This window comes from Hydrogenophaga sp. 5NK40-0174 (assembly GCF_040372165.1).
GTDB lineage: Bacteria > Pseudomonadota > Gammaproteobacteria > Burkholderiales > Burkholderiaceae_C > Hydrogenophaga.
The window spans coordinates 1-15,091 of record NZ_BAABWG010000008.1; the positions used below are offsets into that span (position 1 = coordinate 1).

Sequence of the window (15,091 nt, forward strand, 5' to 3'; positions counted from 1 at the left end):
ACTCAGCATGCTGGAGCCGGAACCGATCTCGTCGTCATCGCTCAAGCCGTCGCTGGCCGAGCCGTAGGTTCCAGGAACACAGTCCCAACCTGCCGCATATGGGGTTTGGGGGGTGAACTCGATGAGTGTGACAGACGCAGGCCGAGCCTCAGGGATTTCGTACCGCTGTACATCAACGTTGGTGGCGATGGCGCAGGCATTTGTCCTGAGGATATCGTGGTCAACGAAGACGTCGGGGTCGTATGCCACGCAGTAGCCCGCGGTGATGGGCAATGTGGATTCTGCATCGATACCGTCAGTCGTTTGATAACTATAGCGCGCCTCGCACTCGACTTCGTAGTGACGCGGCGCTATGACCAACAGGCCTGTCGTGTCAACTGAACAAGCCGATACCACGAGCGCGAATCCGCCCCATTTCGCCATGTGCAGGCTTGTGCCCAGTATTTGGTTTGCCATGTTCCCTCCTGCCGTTTCGTGACTGAGGGTTCAAGCGTAGGCGCTGGCCGGTGATGGTGATACCCGCCGAATGGGGGGTGTGGTCCCCTGCTTGTATGACTGGTCAAGGAGGACCTGATGGCGTGGGGCAAGGAAAAAAAGGCTTGGCTACTGACGGATGACTCAAAGAAGAGTCCGCCCTGGCTGGCCAAAAACGACAGGGCAGTGACGGTAGGCACTGCGACATGTCGCCCCACGATGAAAACGGATTAATCAGCAGGCATTTCGGCGGGTCGAATGGCAGGCTGATGTGGAGGTGTCTGATTGGCCCGGAGGCTTACTTCGTCAGGATCAGCTTGCCCTGGCGAGTGGTCTGCAGCCGATAGGTCGAGCCATTGTGTTCAATGACCACACTCTTGTGGCCCTGGAGCACGTTCTGGCTGTTCAGAAGAGGGGGTTGTGCATTGGGCGCTTCAGCTGGCCTGTTGTCCTGGCTGTCGGCCATGTTGGCCATGGCGTCGTTCGAAAGCATGGTTGTTCCTTTCGCCTCAGGGCTGGGTGGGGGCTGCTTCGGTGACGAAGCCGATCTGCCGAATGCCGGCACTTTGGGCGAGCGACATGGCGGTGGCCACGGTCTCGTAGCGAACCGCCTTGTCGCCCTGGATGTGCAGGGTCGGCTGTGGCATTTCGGCTGCCATTGCGCTCATCCTGGCAGCCATTTCCGCCTGCTGCACAGGCAGCTCGTTCCAGAAGTACTCGCCGTCCGCGTTGATGCTCAGGCGTACGTTTTCCTTCTCAGGTTCAAGCGCCTGGCTGTTGGCTTCGGGAAGCTCAACGTTGACTGCGTGCTTGATGACCGGCACCGTGATGATGAAGATGATCAGCAATACCAGCATGACGTCGATGAACGGAATCATGTTGATTTCGCTGAGCATCTGGTCGTTGTCTTCTTGCGTACCAATGGCCATGGTGCTTTGCCTCAGGCTTTCTTCAGGGGCAGGACGCGACCGTCAGTGGCAGCCGCAGAGACTCGGCCGCCGGTCACGAAGTACGCGTGCAGGTCGTTGGCGAACCGGTTGAGTCGGTGCAGCACATACTTGTTGGCGCGAACCAGAGCGTTGTATCCCAGCACAGCGGGAATGGCCACGGCCAGTCCCATGGCGGTCATGATGAGTGCTTCACCCACAGGGCCTGCCACCTGATCAATGCCCACCTGGCCAGATTGACCAATGCCGATGAGGGCGTGATAGATGCCCCACACGGTGCCGAACAACCCGACAAAGGGCGCCGTCGACGCAATGGAGGCGAGCACCGTCAGACCACTTTGAGCGCGGGCAGTGAAGTCGTCGAGATGGTTGCGCAGCGAGCGCTCCACCCAGTCGCTCAGGTCGAGTTTGTCGTGCAGCTGGGGGGCCTGGGCGCCGTCCTGATGAAGGATATGGCGTGTGGCTTCGCGCCCGTGCATGGCCAGACCATGAAAAGGGTTGCCGTCCGGTTGGCCGAGCTTGTCCAGTCCTTCGGCGAAATCTGCGCTGTGCCAGAAGCCATCGCATTGGCCTGCCTGGCGTCGCTGGGTACGTTGCTTGAGCAGCTTGAGGGCAATGATCACCCAGGTGGTAACGGACATCAGGAGCAGAACAATGGCAACAATCCGGGTGACGTTGTCACCTTGTGCCCACATGTGAAGCAGTCCGGAGGAAGCGCGATCGGGGTTCATGAATTCAATGGGTTGAAACGAATGGGTGGGAAGAAGGGCAGCGGCACAGGTCCTGGCTTACTGCAACTCGAAACGTACTGGCACGACGTACCACATGGCCTCGGGAATGCCGCCGCGTTTGCCGGGGACATAGCGCCAGTTGCTTGCGGCTTCCAGGGCAGCCTCGTCGAGGCGGAAAAAACCGCTTGATCTGGCGATGGTGGCTTGTGTGGCTTTGCCGTCGACACCGATGAGAACGCGCACCCTCACGGTGCCTTGCTCGCCAAGACGCTTGGACATGCGCGGATAGGCCGGCGCAGGGTTGCCCAGGTAGGCGGCGCGCTCGGTCGGCAGCTCGAGAGCAGGCGGTGGCGGTGGGGCCTTGGGTGCTGCCTCTGCTGGCGCGGCATCGCTTTGTGTGGCGACGTCAACGGCAGGCGTATCTTGCGCTGCAGCGTCACTGGCCAGCGCCTCAGGCTCGACCACTGATTCGGCCACCGGGGTCGGCTTGGGGACAGGCCGAGGCCTGGGTTTGGGCTTGGGTTGCGCCTTGGGGGTGACCGTTTCGGGCTTGGGTGCTGGCTGCTCTGGCTCGGGGACAGGCGGAGCGACGACGGGCTCAGGCTTGGGCGCAACGATCATGCTGGCCTCCAGACTGATGGGGACCACGATCTGCGGGGCAGGGCGCGTGAATCCGGCCTGTAGTGCCCACAGCGCAAGCGCATGCATCCCAAGTACGAACATGACGATGGCAATGCGCTGGGTCACGGGGGTCTCGGGTATCAGTGCAAGGTCGGCGTGATGCGCTGCCCGATTGGAAACTTCGGGCAGCTCGGTGAGCATAGTGTAGGAGGTCGGCATGGCCGAGCTGTTCGTGTTCATCTGCGCAGAACCCAGCCAGTCGCCAGACACACCGCGCCAAGAGCGCCGCAGATGAGCAGGATGGTGTTCAAAGTCATGGTTTGGTGAGCGGTGCAGTTCGTCTTTTCGTTAGTATAAATGATAATGACTCGCATTACCAATTGAAGCGGAGATTTTTCCTCTTTTTTTGATAGCGAAAGTGCGGTCATCGGCTTGTGGTCAGAAGCTTGGGCTGGATATCGCCGATGCACCGGCATCCGCACAAGGCCATGGCGATGGAGAATTCGTCCAGCAGCAGGCGAATGACGTGGGCCACGCCCTGAGCACCTCCGTTGGTCAACCCGTGCAACACGGGTCGACCGATCATGACGGCACTTGCACCCATTGCGAGCGCCTTGATCACATCAGTGCCCCTGCGAATTCCTCCGTCGACAATGACTGGGCATCGGCCTTCCACCGCGCGGATCACCCCTGGAAGGCTTTGCGCCGTGGCAGGCATGGTGTCCAGGACGCGGCCACCATGGTTGGACACCACCAGCCCGGCGGCCCCGGATGACACTGCCAGACGCGCATCATCTTCGTGGGTGATGCCTTTGAGAAGAACAGGTAGTTCGGATATCTGCGCCAGCCAGGCAACGTCTTCCCAAGTAGGTGCCCGTGCCAGCACCTTGCCAATGGCATCGGGGTCGCCGCCACTGGCAGCCGCAGGTAGCGCAGCAGGGGGCAGGTTGACCGGGCGAATGTGGGCAGGGTGGCTGAAGCCGGCGCGTCGTTCGCGGTCGCGCACACCTTGCACCGGTGCATCGACAGTCAGCATCAGGGCGCCATATCCTGCCTGACGAGCTCGCTGTGCCAGGTCCCGCATGAGCGCTTTTTCGCCGAGCCAGTGCAGCTGAAACCACAAGGGAGCGGCAGGAGGTGTGTCTCCGCCCAGAAAGTGCCTCGCCACCGCCTCCATGGGTTGGCTCGACTGAGCACTGAGGACCATGCCTGTTTGCAGAGCAGAGGCGGCAAGGGCGGTGGCCAGCTCTCCGTCAGGGTGCACAAGTGAATGGTAGGCCGTCGGTGCCAGCATGATCGGGTGCGAGAGGGCATGGCCGAGCAGCTGTGTTGTCAAGACAGGGGCTGACTGGACATGGAGGACGCGGGGGTGCAGCAGCTGCGATTGCCAGGCGTCCGTGTTTCGCCTCAGTGTGTTTTCGTCGCCAGCGCCACCCTGTATGTAGGCAAAGACATCTTTCGAGAGCGTGTGCCTGGCCAGTGCCTCGTGATCGGCCAGGTTGGAAATGCTGCCAGTGAGAAACGAGGCCACTGCCGTGTCGGGATTGGTGCTCATGTTTGTGCCCACATGCGCAAGAGGTTGTGATAGATGCCGGTCAGTGCGACGGCATGATCCGTCTCACCGTGTTGCACGCGGAGGTCGACGGTGGTGTTGTCCAGCGTGTGCAGAAGGCGGCGCTGCTCGTCGCTGCGGACCATGCTCTGGATCCAGAAGAAGCTGGCCAGTCGTGCGCCCCGTGTGACCGGCAGCACCTCATGTACGCTGGTGCCAGGGTAGAGCACGGCGTCACCGGCGGCGAGCTTGACAGACTGTTGCCCGTAAGTGTCCTGAATCACCAGCTCGCCGCCGTCGTACTCGTCGGGTTCGCTGAGAAAGACGGTACAGGACAAGTCGGTCCGGACCGGGTCGGCGCCACCCTGAGCCTGCGGTTTGAGCCGTATTGCGTTGTCCACATGGCGGCCGTACGCGCTGTGCTCGGCGTTGTAGCAATTGACACGGGGGGTGAACACCTTCAGGGGCAGAGCTGCACTGAAGAAGGTGTTGGACCGGTCCAGTGCTCCCAGGACAGCTGCTTGTACTTGCCTGGCTTGTGGGCAGTCATGAGGCAACTGCAGATTGTTCTTGACCTGGCGTGCCTGGGCACCTGCGCTGCTCTCGCCATCCTCCCACGGGGCTGTTTCCAGCGATGTCCGCAAGGATCTGAGGGTGTCGGCATCCAGAAGTCGGGGCAGTTGAACCAGCATGTTGAAGTGTGACGGTGGGCAGAGAAAGAAAAAAGCCGTTGCGCCTGGAGACGCAACGGGCAAGCCTTGGAGAAGGCGTGGAACGCTCTGAAGTGAAGTCCTTTCGGGTCCGAAGACCAGTCGGACTTCACGTGATGCAAAACGTCAGAACTTCAGACTCGCGGTGACCTGAAGCTGGCGGCCAGCGCCTGGCACGTAGTGGCCCGGATAAAGTTGATCGGCATAGAGCTTGTTGGTGACGTTGGTCAGGTTGGCCTTGATGATCCAGCGGTTGAAGTCCAGCGCATACTCCGCCATCAGGTCTGCCGTGACATAGGCTGGCACCTGCCACTCCACTCGTGTGGGGCTTTGCTTGCTGCGGAAGTTCAGGCCTGCTCCCATGCGGAACTTCGGCGTGAACTGGTAGGTGGTCCAGACCGTTCCGCTGTGTTTGGGGGTCAGCGCAGGGCGGTCACCCGGGCGTTCACCCGGGGTGCCCTGGGCGCAGCGTCCCTCGTCAGGGCATGGCGCTGCCTTGTCCACCTTGGCGATCGGCATCCACATGTACGAAGCGAAGACTTCCCAGCGTGGGCTCAGGCGGCCCGCAAAGTCGAGCTCGACACCGGTGACGTGGCGCTTGCCGGAAAGGGTGGTGACAGGTCGGTCGGGGTCGGTGTTGCGCTCGTTGTATTTGGTCGAGTGAAACAGCGCCATGCGGGTACTGAACTTCTTGTCGGCCGAATCGATCTTGGCACCAATCTCGAAGTTGGCGCTTTTTTCAGGCGGCGTGTCGACGTTGTCGGCGCCGAGCGAGTAGGCATCACCCGAGGTGTTGAATGATGTGCCGGCTGAAGCATGGAAGGAATGCAATGGCGTTGGCTGGTAAAGCACACCCACGCGTGGACTCCACTCGGAGACTTTCATCCGGTAGCTCTCTGTCGACACGGGGCCACTGGCATTGTCCGGAATCGAGTGGTTGTCGTAGTCGCCGGTAAGGTAGTCGTAGCGAAGCCCGCCGATGAGCTTCCAGTCAGGCGCTACCTTGATGGTGTCCTGTACATAGGCCCCCATGGCCTTGGCCACGTACTCGTTGTTGACACGCAGGACGCGTGCTCCTTCGTTGACCCGGGCGCCATCGTCAGGGGTTCCGACGAAGGTGTTGGGCTTGTCCATGTCGACACCGCCTTGCTGGCCGGAGAGTGCCGCATAAACCTTGCGTGTTTCCTGCGAAGCATCGACGCCTGCGATCAGGCTGTGCTCCAGCCCCAGGGCAGTGAACTTGCGGGTGAAGTCACTTTGTACCTGGGCGATGTCCATGTCCTGGATCTTCAGGTGGGTACCCCGGGTCAGCTCCGTCCCATTGCCGAAGTTGTCCAGTGTCACACTGGTGGGGCATCCCACATTGGTCAGCTCGCCCGTGCGCCGGCTGATGCCTTCCTGGCAAATGCGGATTGCGCCCGCGCGCTGATCCCTCTCGAACTGGCCCACGCGAACTTTTGTGGTGAGCTCGCTGTCGTGGCTGAAACGGTGTTTGTGGTCGAAGCCAGCAATGTTGGCGCTGCCATGGTTGTAATCACTGGCTGCGCCGTAGTAGGTATCCGGATCCAGCGGCAGAAGGGCACGGTCTGAAGAGCCTTCGCTTGGCGGCACATATGGCATGCCGTAGTTGATGCCGTTCTTGTTGTTGAGGTGATAGAAGCTCGCCTGGAACTCATCACGCTCGCCAATCCCCCAGCGGTAGGCTGCGGCGAGGCCGCGCTTGTCGATGCTGGATCCGGCGCCATTGTTGTCGGCATTGGTGGCCATGGCGTTGACACGGAAGGCGGAGCTCTCGCCCGTGGCCACATTGAAGTCGCCAGTGAGGCGGATGTACTTGTGGCTGCCAAGGGTCAGGTCGACCTGGTTCTCGTCCATCAGCTGCGGGGTCTTGCTGACCTGATTGACCGCGCCACCGGTGGAGCCCCGTCCAAACATCATGGACGCCGAGCCACGCAAGACTTCCATGCGGTCCAGGTTGAACGTGTCTCGGTCGTAAATGGCCGGATCGCGCATGCCGTCGATGAACAGGTCGCCGGTCGACTGCAGTGCAAAGCCGCGCAGGCGAATGTCTTCTTCTCCTCCTTCAGCTGCCTGGAAGGTGATGCCGGCGGTGTTCTTTAGCGCTTCCTTGACCGTGTCAAGATGTCTGTCATCGATCAGCTTCTCGGTGACCACAGTCACAGACTGGGGAATGTCCCGCAGAGCCTGATTGCCCTTGCCGATGGAGGTGGACTCTGTGGTCAGGCTGTCCCGGCCTTGCGGAGCGTCGGCTTTGTCGCGCACCACCACTGTGGGCAGGGCATTGTCTGTCTTGGCATCGGGCTGGTTGGCTTCCTGGGCATAGGCATGGCCAAGCGAACCTGCCAGCAGTGCAGCGCCGAGCGGAATGGCCAGGGATTGCCGGACAGAGGTGGCGGGAGTCGCCGGTGCGAATGGGGGCGCAGCGTTTCGCCGGGCCTTGCGGGAGGCTTTGGATGTCATGGTCGAGAGAGTCAGGTGACAGGGTTGTCGGCTGGCTGCTACTCGAAGCAATGACGCAGGGTAGTGGCTGGCTAGATGAGAATGAATATTATTACATAGACAGCGGTCTGACTGTGACAATGGGTTGCAGGTTGGAAATTCCTATGGGTCGGATAAAAACTATCAATATCAACAATCGATAGATGTGATCTATGATTGTCTCCGTGGCGTGAAAAATGTGCGCCCACGGATTTCCATCAACCCTAGCTAGGAAAGAAAGAGAGTAAGACTCATGTCTCTGATCAATACCGAAGTTCAACCCTTCAAAGTCCAGGCCTTCCACAACGGCAACTTTGTTGAAGTGACGGAAGCCAACCTGAAGGGCAAGTGGTCTGTCCTCATCTTCATGCCTGCTGCTTTCACCTTCAACTGCCCAACCGAAGTTGAAGACGCTGCTGACAACTACGCAGAGTTCCAGAAAGCCAGTGCCGAGGTCTACATCGTGACCACCGACACCCACTTCTCCCACAAGGTGTGGCACGAGACCTCCCCAGCCGTGGGCAAGGCCAAGTTCCCGCTGGTCGGTGACCCAACCCACCAGCTGACCAACGCTTTCGACGTGCACATTGCCGAAGAAGGTCTGGCATTGCGCGGCACCTTTGTGATCAATCCCGATGGCGTGATCAAGACCATGGAAGTGCACGACAACGCGATCGCTCGTGACGTCAAGGAAACCCTGCGCAAGCTCAAAGCTGCCCAGTACGTTGCTGCTCACCCGAACGAAGTGTGCCCAGCCAAGTGGAACGAAGGCGCCAAGACCCTGGCTCCTTCCCTGGACCTGGTCGGCAAGATCTGATCCTGCCCACTCAGTAGTCCCCGAACGCTGTTTCCACGGCGTTCAGGGGCAGCAGTTTCGCTGCCCCATGGGCTTGCCCCTCGCAGGCCCATGCAACAGCGGCACTGGTTGATATCCATTCCTGTCATCTCAACCTTGTCTTGTCCGCTCAAAAAGGAGAACCCATGCTTGACGCCACCATGAGCCAGCAACTGCAAACTTACTTGCAGAACCTGCGCCACCCCATTCAACTCATCGCATCACTGGACAGCGGCGAAAACTCTGCCGACATGCGCCAGCTGCTGGAGCAGATTGCCAGCCTGTCTGACAAGGTCAGCTTCAGCGACGCTGGCAACGATGAGCGCAAGCCTTCCTTTGTGATCGCGAAAGAGGGGAGCGAAGAAGGCGTGCGGTTTGCCGGCATTCCGCTGGGGCACGAATTCACCTCCCTGGTGCTGGCTCTCCTGTGGACGGGAGGCCATCCTCCGAAGGTCAGTGAAGAAACGCTGCAGGCCATTCGTGAGCTTGAGGGGGACTTCAACTTCGAGGTCTACATGAGCCTCTCATGCCACAACTGCCCCGACGTGGTTCAGGCAATGTCACTCATGTCCATCGTCAATCCAAGGATCAAGACCGCGGTGATCGAGGGCGGCATGTTCCAGGACGAAGTGCAACGGCGTGAAGTCATGGCCGTGCCCATGGTTTTTCTCAATGGAGAGATGTTCACCTCGGGTCGCATGTCGGTCGAAGAGATTGTTGCCAAACTCGACACCAAGTCGGACGAGCGCGAAGCCGCCAAGATCAACGCCAAGGACCCGTTTGACGTGTTGATTGTCGGCGGTGGCCCGGCTGGTTCTGCCGCGGCTGTGTATGCAGCCCGCAAAGGCCTGCGCGTCGGTATTGCAGCGGAACGCATGGGCGGTCAGGTCAATGACACCATGTCGATCGAGAACTACATTTCCGTGCTGGAAACCGATGGTCCCAAGTTCGCCGCTGCGCTGGAAGAGCAGGTGCGCCACTACGGAGTGGACATCATGAACATGCAACGCGCTGCAGAGCTCACGGGCCCTGAGCAGCCCGGCGGTCTTGTCACCGTGAAGATGGAAAACGGTGGAGCGTTGCAGTCTCGCAGCGTCATCCTGTCCACTGGCGCGCGGTGGCGCAACGTGAACGTGCCCGGCGAACAGGAGTACAAGAACAAGGGTGTGGCTTACTGCCCGCACTGCGACGGACCGCTCTTCAAGGGCAAGAAGGTTGCCGTCATTGGTGGAGGCAACTCCGGCGTGGAAGCGGCGATCGATCTGGCTGGCGTGGTGGCCCATGTGACCGTGGTGGAATTTGCCGATCAGCTCAAGGCCGATGCCGTGCTGGTCAACAAGCTCAAGAGTCTGCCCAACGTGGACATCCACGTGAACGCACAGACCACCGAGATCACGGGTGATGGCAGCAAGGTCAACGGACTGACCTTCAAGGACCGTGCGAGCGGCCAAGAGCAGCATCTCGCGCTCGAGGGTGTGTTCGTGCAAATCGGCCTGGTGCCGAACACCGAGTGGCTCAAGGGAACAGTGGAGCTCAGCAAGTTCGGCGAAATCATGGTCGATGCCAGGGGTGAGACCAATGTCGATGGCGTGTTCGCTGCCGGTGACTGCACAACGGTGCCTTACAAACAGATCGTCATCGCCGCAGGTGAGGGTGCCAAGGCTTCGCTCAGCGCCTTTGACTATCTGATTCGCCAGCCAGTGACGGCCAGCAGCAAGGAGGCTGCAACGGCCTGAACGGGCACTCAGCTGACACGAAAAGGCCCCGCGACAGCGGGGCCTTTTGTATGAAAAACAGCCTTGCTTGTATCAATGGCCCGAGGCACCCGCGGCACCGATGCCGGTTTCGGCGCGAACCTGCTGGGCCAGGAAGCCAGCACGATCTTGCTTGGCACGAGCGCTCTTGTCCAGGATGGAGAAAAGCCAGATGCCGACAAAACCGATGGTCATCGAAAACAGGGCTGGCGACGTGTAGGGGAACAGTGCCGAACCCTTGGGGTTGCCCAGTGTCGCTTCCCACACCGACGGCGAGACCACTGTGAGGGCCACAGAGGAAATCAGCCCCAGGAAGCCGCCGATCACTGCGCCTTTGGTGGTGCAGTCCTTCCACAGTACGCTCATGAAGAGCACCGGAAAGTTGGCAGATGCGGCGATGGCAAAGGCCAGAGACACCATGAATGCGATGTTCTGCTTCTCGAAGGCGATGCCGAGTACCACGGCGATGACCCCCAGCGCTATTGTGGTCATCTTCGACACGCGCAGTTCATCGGCACTGTCGGCCTTGCCCTTCTTGATCACGGTGCCGTAGATGTCGTGCGACACGGCTGAAGCACCCGAGAGCGTAAGGCCCGCCACCACTGCCAGGATGGTGGCGAAAGCCACAGCGGAGATGAAGCCCAGGAACATGTTGCCACCCACCGCATTGGCCAGGTGAACCGCCGCCATGTTGTTGCCACCGACCAGTCCACCCTTGGCGTCCAGGAAGCCGGGGTTTGTCAGCACAAAGGTGATGGCGCCGAAGCCGATGATGAAGGTCAGCAGATAGAAGTAGCCGATCCAGCCTGTGGCCCACATGACCGATTTGCGTGCTTCCTTGGCCGAAGGCACGGTGAAGAAACGCATCAGGATGTGGGGCAGGCCGGCGGTTCCAAGCATCAGCGCCATGCCGAAGCTGATGGCGGAGATCGGGTCCTTCACGAAGTTGCCAGGACCCATGATCGACTGACCTGCCTTGGCTGCGTCGGGCATTGCCGAGGCAGTCGCAAGGTCCGTGGCGGCTTTGGCCGCCGCTTCCGGACTGCTCGCCGAAGCGCTGGCTGCCTGAGCTGCTGCAATGGCTGTTTCTTTGGCGGCACCGCCCAGTTGCGCCTTGATCTCGACAGCCTTGGCGAACATGGCTTCAGGGCTGAAGCCGAAGTTCCACAACACCATGAAGGCCATGAAGGAAGCGCCGCCCAGCAGCAAACATGCCTTGATGATCTGCACCCAGGTCGTGGCCGTCATGCCACCGAACAGCACGTACACCATCATGAGTGCGCCGACGATGATCACGGCAACGTAGTAGTCCAGGCCAAACAGCAGCTTGATCAGCTGGCCAGCCCCCACCATCTGCGCGATCAGGTAGAACGCCACCACAACCAGAGTGCCCGACGCCGCAAAGATGCGGATGGGTTTTTGCTCGAACCGGAAGGCGGCCACGTCGGCGAAGGTGAACTTGCCCAGGTTGCGAAGCCGCTCGGCCATCAGGAATGTGATGACCGGCCAGCCCACCAGAAAGCCGATGGAATAGATCAGACCATCAAAGCCGGATGCCATCACGGCGGCGGAAATACCCAGGAAAGAAGCGGCCGACATGTAGTCGCCAGCGATGGCCAGGCCATTCTGGAATCCTGTGATACCGCCGCCCGCGGTGTAGAAATCGGCGGCGCTGCGCGTTTTGGCAGCGGCCCATTTGGTGATGAACAAGGTCAGGACCACAAAGGCGGCAAACATGGAGATGGCGGTCCAGTTGGTGGCCTGCTTGTCCGCCTGTCCCAGATCGGCACCCGCAGCCATGGCAGATGCAGCCATGACAGAGATCAGGGCTGCGGTCAAAGCGGGGCGCAAGGTTCGCCAGCCCCCAGTCGGGTGTTTGGCTGATGCATAAGTCAAAGAAGTGCGGCTCATTTGTAGGCCTCCACGGCAACGGTTTCAGACAATTCGTCGAACTCGTGGTTGGCACGGCGCACATAGACACCTGTGATCACGATGGTGAACACGATGACGGCAAACCCCACGGGGATGCCAATGGTCATCACGCCTTCACCGAGGCGTTGGGACAAAAACTCCTTGTTGAACGCCACCAGCAAGATGAAGCCGTAGTACACGGTCATCATGGCGGCGGTCAGGATCCAGCCAAAACGAGATCGCTTGGCTTTCAGTTCCTGGTACTTGGGATTGCGCGCGATCCTTTGGATCAGCTTGTCGTCCATGAATGCCTCTGGGAAGTTGAGAGGCCGCGAATCTAGGCTTCGGCTCTTACCAACTTCTTACCGGGAAATGACGCCTGGCTGACGCATGCAGCCAAATGCATGAAAGGCTGATCAACGCGTATCCACCTGTATCAGGATGCCGATGGCGGATCCCCCGAAAACCGGCTTGAATCCTGTTGTTGCGCGCTCTGAACGAAGGAAAAAAAAGGTCTTTTCCTGCTCATTTCCGGCACTGTCGCACGGCACTGTTTCCATTCGAGAAAGTCAGGAGAAATGTTGGTGTGAAGAAGCATCGAAAACGGGTGTGCTGGCGTGATGCGCGCTCAGCCCGTCGGACTGGCTTGGCGACAACCCTTGAGGGATAACCCTTGGGTGACGTGGCGTGATGCAGCCGATTGCTAGGTGCTTTCCCTAGGTTTGAAAGACAGGGCAGCCAATCGAAATTTTTCTGTAAGCAAGCGATAACAGAGTGCGGTCCGTACAGCCCGAATCCCTAAGTGTGGAAGGCGTATACGAAGGGTGTTCCGGACCACTGGAATGCTCGGAACAAGCATCACTCGAGGAGATGACTTTCATGACTAGCGAAAGCAATGCAAAGGCCTATTGGTCTGCAACGCTGGGACTGCTGACCAAGATCCTGATCATTTGGTTCATCGTGTCCTACGGCGCAGGCATCCTGTTGGTGGACGTGCTCAACGGAATCAAGCTGGGCGGTTATCCGCTGGGCTTCTGGTTTGCGCAGCAAGGCTCCATTTACGTGTTCATCGCACTGATCTTCTGGTATGCCAAGAGCATGGGTGCCATTGATCGCAAGTACGGCATGAGCGAAGACTGATACCGCATAGGACGAATACAAAATGGATCTGAAAACCCTAACCTATATTGTCGTGGGTGCCAGCTTCGCGCTGTACCTCGGCATTGCTTTCTGGGCTCGTGCGGGCAGCACCTCCGAGTTCTACGTCGCCGGCGGTGGTGTTCACCCTGTCACCAACGGTATGGCCACGGCTGCTGACTGGATGTCGGCCGCCTCCTTCATCTCCATGGCGGGTCTGATCGCCAACCTCGGTTACGGTGCATCGGTGTTCCTGATGGGCTGGACCGGTGGCTACGTGTTGCTGGCCATGCTGCTGGCACCGTACCTGCGCAAGTTCGGCAAGTTCACCGTGCCTGAGTTCGTCGGAGACCGCTACTACTCCAAGGCGGCCCGCAACGTGGCTGTGATCTGCCTGCTGGTCGCTTCGCTGACCTACATCATCGGCCAGATGGTCGGTGTGGGCGTGACCTTTGCGCGTTTCTTGAACGTCGACAAAGAGACAGGAATTTACCTCGGTATGGGCATCGTGTTTGCCTACGCCGTGTTCGGTGGCATGAAGGGCATTACCTACACCCAGGTGGCCCAGTACTGCGTGCTGATCCTGGCCTACCTGGTGCCTGCCTTCTTCATCTCCCTGAACCTGACCGGCAATGCACTGCCACAGCTGGGTCTCGGCGCAACCATGACTGGTACTGACGTCACTCTGCTCGACAAGCTCGACATGGTGGCCAAGGACCTGGGCTTTGGTGAATACACCACCAACGTGGCCGGCTCCAAGCTGAACATGTTCTTCTACACCGTTTCGCTGATGATCGGTACGGCAGGTTTGCCACACGTGATCGTTCGCTTCTTCACGGTGCCGAAGGTGGCTGACGCCCGCGCTTCTGCTGGCTGGGCCCTGGTGTTCATCGCTTTGCTGTACACCACCGCACCTGCGGTCGGCGCCATGGCCAAGCTGAACCTGATCGGTACGGTCAACTCCGCTGTCGGTCTGGTCAAGACCGAGTCGGGCTCCATCGGTGTGGATTCTGAAGCTGTCAAGGCCAATGCCGACCTCTTCGCCGAAGAAGCCAGCCTGAAGTACGACGAGCGTCCAAACTGGATGAAGCGTTGGGAACAGACCGGCCTGCTGGCTTGGGAAGACAAGAACGGTGACGGCCGTATCCAGTACTACAACGACAAGACTGGCAACGAGATCACCAAAGGCAAGGCTGACGCCGCTGGCTGGAAAGGCAACGAGCTGACCGTCAACGCCGACATCATGGTGCTGGCCAACCCGGAAATCGCGCTGCTGCCGAACTGGGTGATCGCACTGGTGGCCGCTGGTGGTCTGGCTGCTGCTCTGTCGACGGCTGCTGGTCTGCTGCTGGCGATCTCTTCCGCCATCTCCCACGACCTGATCAAGGGTGCCATCAACCCTGACATCAGCGAGAAGGGCGAGCTCATGGCTGGCAAGATCTCGATGGCGGTTGCGATTGTCGTCGCTGGCTACCTGGGTCTGAATCCTCCAGGCTTCGCTGCAGGTACGGTGGCTCTGGCCTTCGGTATTGCGGCTTCCACCATCTTCCCTGCGATCATGATGGGTATCTTCAGCAAGAGCGTGTCTGACAAGGGCGCCATTGCCGGCATGTTGTCCGGTCTGGCTGTGACCCTGTTCTACGTGTTCGCACACAAGGGTATCCTGTTCATCAAGGGCACCGAGTACCTCGACGTGATCGGCGGAGCCAACTCGTTCTTCGGCATCACGCCTGAGGCATTCGGTACGGTTGGCGCCATCGTCAACTTCGCCGTGGCCATCATCGTGAGCAAGATGGGCGCTCCTGTCCCTGCCCACATTCAGGATCTGGTTGAGAGCGTGCGTGTGCCCAAGGGTGCAGGCGCTGCCACCGGTCACTGATTGACCCGGCATTGAATGGGTGGCTCCGGCCACCTGTTTGA

General features: G+C 59.7%; 14 protein-coding genes. 4 read left to right on the forward strand and 10 right to left on the reverse strand.

Going from position 1 to position 15,091, the window contains the following annotated elements:
* From ABWV89_RS18470 to ABWV89_RS18505, 8 genes are all read right to left on the reverse strand, one after another.
* Positions 1-456, reverse strand: a 456-nt coding sequence (locus ABWV89_RS18470; protein ID WP_353400412.1) for a hypothetical protein, incomplete at its 3' end; no start/stop codon positions are given.
* Positions 457-772: 316 nt separating this feature from the next.
* The gene (gene hemP / locus ABWV89_RS18475; RefSeq protein WP_502903260.1) at positions 773-967 is read right to left on the reverse strand and encodes a hemin uptake protein HemP; all 195 of its coding nucleotides are present in this window, start codon (positions 965-967) and stop codon (positions 773-775) included.
* A 16-nt stretch (positions 968-983) separates the two neighbouring features.
* Complete coding sequence (locus tag ABWV89_RS18480; RefSeq protein WP_353400415.1) at positions 984-1,403, reverse strand: ExbD/TolR family protein; 420 nt, start codon at positions 1,401-1,403, stop codon at positions 984-986.
* Positions 1,404-1,414: 11 nt separating this feature from the next.
* Positions 1,415-2,152 (reverse strand): MotA/TolQ/ExbB proton channel family protein, encoded by a 738-nt coding sequence (locus ABWV89_RS18485; protein WP_353400417.1) that lies wholly within the window; start codon positions 2,150-2,152, stop codon positions 1,415-1,417.
* A gap of 57 nt (positions 2,153-2,209) precedes the next feature.
* Positions 2,210-2,992, reverse strand: coding sequence for an energy transducer TonB (locus ABWV89_RS18490; protein ID WP_353400419.1), 783 nt, complete (start codon positions 2,990-2,992; stop codon positions 2,210-2,212).
* Between the two features lie 205 nt (positions 2,993-3,197).
* Positions 3,198-4,328: an alpha-hydroxy acid oxidase gene (locus ABWV89_RS18495; protein WP_353400422.1), complete on the reverse strand. Its 1,131-nt coding sequence runs from the start codon at positions 4,326-4,328 to the stop codon at positions 3,198-3,200.
* Positions 4,325-5,017: a Fe2+-dependent dioxygenase gene (locus ABWV89_RS18500; protein WP_353400425.1), complete on the reverse strand. Its 693-nt coding sequence runs from the start codon at positions 5,015-5,017 to the stop codon at positions 4,325-4,327. The genes ABWV89_RS18495 and ABWV89_RS18500 overlap by 4 nt, the downstream gene beginning before the upstream one ends.
* Positions 5,018-5,161: 144 nt before the next feature.
* Positions 5,162-7,516, reverse strand: a complete 2,355-nt coding sequence (locus tag ABWV89_RS18505; protein ID WP_353400428.1) for a TonB-dependent receptor — start codon at positions 7,514-7,516, stop codon at positions 5,162-5,164.
* A 271-nt stretch (positions 7,517-7,787) separates the two neighbouring features.
* Here ABWV89_RS18505 and ahpC point away from each other — a divergent pair, with 271 nt between their 5' ends.
* Both ahpC and ahpF read left to right on the forward strand, forming a co-directional pair.
* Entirely contained in the window at positions 7,788-8,351 is a 564-nt protein-coding gene (ahpC, locus tag ABWV89_RS18510) for an alkyl hydroperoxide reductase subunit C (RefSeq protein WP_353400431.1), read from the forward strand.
* 164 nt (positions 8,352-8,515) lie between these two features.
* Entirely contained in the window at positions 8,516-10,105 is a 1,590-nt protein-coding gene (gene ahpF / locus ABWV89_RS18515) for an alkyl hydroperoxide reductase subunit F (protein ID WP_353400434.1), read from the forward strand.
* Positions 10,106-10,177: 72 nt separating this feature from the next.
* On the opposite strand, the gene ABWV89_RS18520 is transcribed toward ahpF, so the two are convergent.
* On the reverse strand, positions 10,178-12,034 hold the full coding sequence (locus ABWV89_RS18520) for a cation acetate symporter (RefSeq protein ID WP_353400436.1): 1,857 nt from the start codon (positions 12,032-12,034) through the stop codon (positions 10,178-10,180).
* Positions 12,031-12,339 (reverse strand): DUF485 domain-containing protein, encoded by a 309-nt coding sequence (locus ABWV89_RS18525; RefSeq protein ID WP_353400439.1) that lies wholly within the window; start codon positions 12,337-12,339, stop codon positions 12,031-12,033. The genes ABWV89_RS18520 and ABWV89_RS18525 overlap by 4 nt, the downstream gene beginning before the upstream one ends.
* Positions 12,340-12,913: 574 nt before the next feature.
* Between ABWV89_RS18525 and ABWV89_RS18530 the strand changes: the two genes are divergently transcribed.
* Both ABWV89_RS18530 and ABWV89_RS18535 read left to right on the forward strand, forming a co-directional pair.
* Entirely contained in the window at positions 12,914-13,174 is a 261-nt protein-coding gene (locus ABWV89_RS18530) for a DUF4212 domain-containing protein (protein ID WP_353400442.1), read from the forward strand.
* A 22-nt stretch (positions 13,175-13,196) separates the two neighbouring features.
* Positions 13,197-15,050 (forward strand): sodium:solute symporter family protein, encoded by a 1,854-nt coding sequence (locus ABWV89_RS18535; protein WP_353400445.1) that lies wholly within the window; start codon positions 13,197-13,199, stop codon positions 15,048-15,050.
* The last annotated feature ends 41 nt before the right edge of the window (positions 15,051-15,091 follow it).